Origin of the sequence: Brachyspira sp. G79 (assembly GCF_002379365.1) — a bacterium.
In the GTDB taxonomy this organism is placed as follows: Bacteria; Spirochaetota; Brachyspiria; order Brachyspirales; family Brachyspiraceae; genus Brachyspira.
This window is the reverse complement of sequence record NZ_JQIU01000008.1, coordinates 1,110,135-1,114,906: the sequence shown is the minus strand read 5'-3', so window position 1 is coordinate 1,114,906 and position 4,772 is coordinate 1,110,135. Positions and strand designations below refer to the sequence as shown.

Annotated in this window: 4 protein-coding genes and 1 pseudogene; 3 read left to right on the top strand and 2 right to left on the bottom strand. The window is 25.8% G+C overall.

What is annotated here, in order from left to right:
• Both KQ44_RS06305 and KQ44_RS06300 read left to right on the top strand, forming a co-directional pair.
• Nucleotides 1-408: pseudogene (locus tag KQ44_RS06305) on the top strand (hypothetical protein); the annotation flags it as partial.
• Between the two features lie 17 nt (nt 409-425).
• Nucleotides 426-1,466, top strand: coding sequence for a tetratricopeptide repeat protein (locus KQ44_RS06300; RefSeq protein WP_096736703.1), 1,041 nt, complete (start codon nt 426-428; stop codon nt 1,464-1,466).
• Between the two features lie 45 nt (nt 1,467-1,511).
• On the opposite strand, the gene KQ44_RS06295 is transcribed toward KQ44_RS06300, so the two are convergent.
• Together KQ44_RS06295 and KQ44_RS06290 are read right to left on the bottom strand one after the other, a co-directional pair.
• A complete protein-coding gene (locus KQ44_RS06295) occupies nt 1,512-2,504 on the bottom strand; it encodes a glycosyltransferase family 9 protein (protein WP_096736702.1) in 993 nt (330 codons plus the stop codon).
• 13 nt (nt 2,505-2,517) lie between these two features.
• Complete coding sequence (locus KQ44_RS06290) at nt 2,518-3,639, bottom strand: AI-2E family transporter (protein WP_143277847.1); 1,122 nt, start codon at nt 3,637-3,639, stop codon at nt 2,518-2,520.
• A 107-nt stretch (nt 3,640-3,746) separates the two neighbouring features.
• Between KQ44_RS06290 and KQ44_RS06285 the strand changes: the two genes are divergently transcribed.
• The coding region (locus tag KQ44_RS06285; protein WP_168171258.1) for a UvrD-helicase domain-containing protein at nt 3,747-4,772 on the top strand (1,026 nt) is incomplete at its 3' end.

Genomic DNA, 4,772 nt, shown 5'->3' with positions numbered 1-4,772 from the left:
TTTAATACTAATAATATAACAAATACATATATACAAACTAATGTATATTCAGTTACAAATGTGTATGCATTGACTAATATATATTCTGTAACAAATAGGTATAATATTACAAATAGAGTTAATAATAATGCTTCCTCATCATCTTTAATCATTAAATATAATAATGATTATAATAGAGCATTGGCAGAGTTTAAAAATAAAAATTATTTATTAGCAGCTAATATTCTAGAGCCAATATCGTCAAGAAATATTAATAATGATATTTATTATAAAGTTAATTTACTTTTAGGAAAATGCTATAAATATTTAGGAAGAAAAAATAATGCATTAGGAGTTTTTAACAGAATAAAGACTTATAATGCTCAAGAGGTTAATTTTTGGATTAATCAGGTTTTAAGCGATTTATGATTGGAGTGTAAATATTTATGAAAACTTATGCAGCAGTTTTGGCATCTGTTATAACAATAGTAGCTATTTTAGGCGGAGTATTTATTACAAAAATTTCTGCCTTATCTTCACCAGAAAGATATTTTCAGAAGGGTAAAAGAAGTTATGAGATAGAAAATTATGAAGATGCTATTAATAATTTAAATGAATATTTATCCATAGATAGTAGATCCAGACCTATAACTAATATAGCAGAATCATATTTTATGGTTGCAGATTCATTAAAGAGATTAAAAAAATATTCTTTAGCAAAAGAAAGACTTACGGATATAATCAATAATCCTAATTTTGTATATTATTCTACAAATGCAGTTCTAGCTTATGCAGATATTTCAAGATTAGAAAATAGTGCTGATCCTTATATAATGTCAAAATTGCAGGAAAATTTAAAAACAGCGGATAAAGATTTGGCTTCAAAGATGAATATTCAGTATGGATATCAGTTGTTCCTTCAGAAAAAATATGGTGAAGCATTAAGTTATTTTTTAAGAGCTGATGGAGAATTAGCTGTTTTAGGAAGGGCAAGAGTGTATTTTAATATGAATGAATATGACAGAGCTTTTGAAACTTATGAGGATTTCCTTAAATATAATAAAACAAGTATATATTATGATGAAGTTGTAAGAACATACTTAATACAAGTTCCAGCAATGGCACATAAAACTTTTGTAGAAGGCAATTATATAAAAGCGAGAATGTACTATACAAAAATAGCAGAATTATTTCCTAGAACAGAGTATGCTGAAGAGGCTTTATTTAGAATAGCACAGTCTTATTATAATGAAAAAAATTATAACAGAGCTATTGATTATTATAATAGGGTAAGACTAAATAATGTTTATACATTAGACGCTGAGGCACTTCTTTATATAGGTTTGTCATATTTCAAAGTGGGAAGATATTCCGATTCTTATAAAGCTTTAGATAATTTTGTATCAGAATATCCTTCTAATCCTAATGCTTCAAGAGCAAGAGAGTATATGCAGGCTCTGCAGGAAACACTGCTTGCAATTAATTAATTTTATTTTAAAATACTTAAACAACTATAATTTGTAAAAAAATATTTACTCTATATTTTTGTATATATTAATAAGACTAGGTAGAATTTCTTCAGGTTCTAATTTTTTCAAACAGTCAATAGTTTTGCAGCCTCTTTTTATATATTCGCAGTGAAAACTTTTTATAGTACTGCAGTATTTTTCTCTCGCCTCTATATTAAATGCTTTAATTCCTCTGGCACCGTAAATGACTGGAAGGGTATCTCCAAATATGCCTATAGAATATATATTGCAGGCATTAGCTATATGAAGAGGTGCACTGTCGCCTCCTATTAAAGCATAAGAATGTTTTATTACAGATATAAGCTCTCTTATATTTAATTTGCCTGTAAAGTCATCTTTAATTATATTTCCTAATTTGCTTTTCATATTATCAGCAAAACTTATATCATCTTTAGAGCCTATTAATATTACGGGAACTTTTTTTTCTCTGTAGAACATATCTATAAGTTTAGAAAAATTTTCATAACCATATCTTTTGCTTATTCTAGTAGCTCCTCCATGTACAAGCAAAGCATTTTTATAATCTTTCATTTTATTTATTCCAAAATTATCTTCTTCTTCATTTAAGAATATTTCTGTACCAATTCCGTCATCACTTATATTAAGAGGCTTGAGTATAGAGAGTATAGTATCAACAATATGTCTTTTATGTTTTTTCCAAGATGTTTTTTTAGTGAGAAGAAATCCTCTGCATTCACTGTTTACTCCAACTCTTACAGGTATTTTAGCTTTATATAATAACGAAGCCCCGTAAAATGCTGTTGTAGCAGTTAATCCTATATCATATTTTTGTTTTTTTATATATTCTAATGCATTATCATCTCTTACAATTATATTATTTATATAAGGATTTTCTTTTAATATATCAATTCCTTTAGCACCATTTACAACATCAATAATGCAGTCTTTATAATGCTTTTTTACAGCTCTTATAAGCGGAGTAATAAATATAGTATCTCCTATATAATTCATTCCTATAATTAGTATTTTTATCATTTTTTATTAACTCTTACAATATTTTTTTTCTTCTTCTTAGGATTTTTTCTTTTTTTGCCTCTAATATTCTCTCTTCATTGTATATTTTCATAATTTCAAAGAATAGTATAAAAGTTAAAGGTCCTAGTATAATTCCAGACAGTCCGAAGAATAAAACTCCTCCAAGTATAGCAAAGAAAATAAATAATGGATGAAGTTCTATTCTATTTCCAAGAAGAAGAGGACGCACAAAGTTATCAGGTATTGTGATAAAAAACCAAGAGCAAATAACAAATATTATGGCTTTTATTAATTGTCCGTTAATAATAAATAGCACACCTAAAGGAAGCCATATTATAGTAGTTCCTATTATAGGCATAAAAGATGCTATTATAGTAAGAAATGCAAATGTAAATGAATTTGCAACTCCAAATACACTATATACTATAAAGGCACAAATTCCTTGAAATAATCCAGTAAATAAATTCCCGAATACAATACCTTTAATACCTTCAGATACCTGCTTTATAAGTCTGTCAAGATATTTTCCCTCTATAGGTACTAATGTTCTTACCTGTTCTACTAAATATTCTCCGTCTATAAAGAAAAAGAATAATGAGAACATCATAAATATAAATGAACTTACAAATCCGCCTGTGCTTTTTAATAAACTTGCAACATTTTGTGTTAAATATGAACTTATAAATGTTAAATTAGAAAGTGATGAATCCTGTATTCTTTTTAATATAGTTTCCATAGACACATCTATAGGAAGAGTTTTTAAGAAATTATTTATATTGGAGTTTCTTAAAACTTCATTAACATCAAGATTCATAAAGTATTTTATTCCTATATTTGATATATCTATAAGCTGAACTATTATAGTGTATGCCAATATACTTGTAGGAACTAAAAATATAATTAAAGATGTAAGAGAAAAAAGTAATGCTAGAGTATTTCTTTTAATAGTGGATAATTTATCTTTTTTCTTATAGCTTTTTCCCATAGCTTTTATAAATAATGGATTTAAGACTACATAAAAAACTACTGCAAAGAATATAATCATGCCGAATGGTTTTAATAGTTTATACATTATAAATATAGATAAAAATATAAAAGCTATAAAAAATATATACCCAATATTGTTTTTATTCATAAAATCTCCATAATCTAATTAATTAGAATGTTTATCATAATATATATACCATATTTTTCAAGCATTTTAAATTTGAATTATTATGTATTCATGTTATTATATTATACATGGAATTTGCATTAAATAAACAGCAAGAGGATATAATAAACTGTTTTTTTAACAATGGAATATGTTTTGTTAATGCCTCAGCAGGTACAGGTAAAACAAGCACTATAACAGAATTATATATAAAATTGTTGGAAAATAGAGAAAAAGTATCTTCTATAGTAGTTATAACATTCACTAAAGCAGCAGCCAATGAGATGCTTCTTAGAATAAGGCTTAAAGTAAGAAATAAAATATCATTTGTAAATACAGCAAAAGAAAAAGAGTACTGGCAGAAAGTTTATAAAGATATACTTACAAATGCTAAAATATCCACTATAGATTCATTTGCTAATTCTATAGCTATGGAAAATGCCTTGTCTCTTGCTATGCCTCCTAATGCTTCTATTTTGGAAGATAATTCTGATATAAAAGAAACATTAAAAGATGAAATACTTAATGTACTTAATGAGGTTAGCTATAGCGAAACAATACGTACAATATACAGAATATATACTGAAGAATCTAAAGATGATTTTGCAGATAAAATATTGAGTTTTCTTTTAAAAATAAAGCCAAGACTAAAAACTATAGATGAATTTGAAAAAAGAGCATTGTCTGTATTGAATATAAAAGAAGATTATAAAAAACTTCATAATGAAATATCTTTTTTAAGCAGTTCTTTAATCAATGATGACGGAAGTGAAAATAATACTATAAAACAATTTAAAGTATTGATATCAAATACAATAGATTCTATAAATAAATTATCAAATTTTGAAGATATAAAAAATATTAAAGAAAATGATCTTGAGGCTTTAATAAATTCTTTTAGCGGTGTAATTAATCAAAAAAATTCATGCGGAAGTAAGAATGCAGCATTTAGAGACGGTGTTAAGTCTTTAAAAGAAATATACCCAAAACTTTTTTATTATATAGATATAGAAAGAAATAAAGAAAAATATATAACTGTAATAAGATTTATAAAAGATACATATATACATTTTGAGGAAGTGAAAAAAAATATCGGAGTATATTCATATGAAGAT

Excerpts from the sequence above, each read along its gene's own strand:
- KQ44_RS06290 (WP_143277847.1), bottom strand. The coding sequence starts at position 3,639 with ATGAATAAAAACAATATTGGGTATATATTTTTTATAGCTTTTATATTT.
- KQ44_RS06295 (WP_096736702.1), bottom strand. The coding sequence starts at position 2,504 with ATGATAAAAATACTAATTATAGGAATGAATTATATAGGAGATACTATA.
- KQ44_RS06300 (WP_096736703.1), top strand. The coding sequence starts at position 426 with ATGAAAACTTATGCAGCAGTTTTGGCATCTGTTATAACAATAGTAGCT.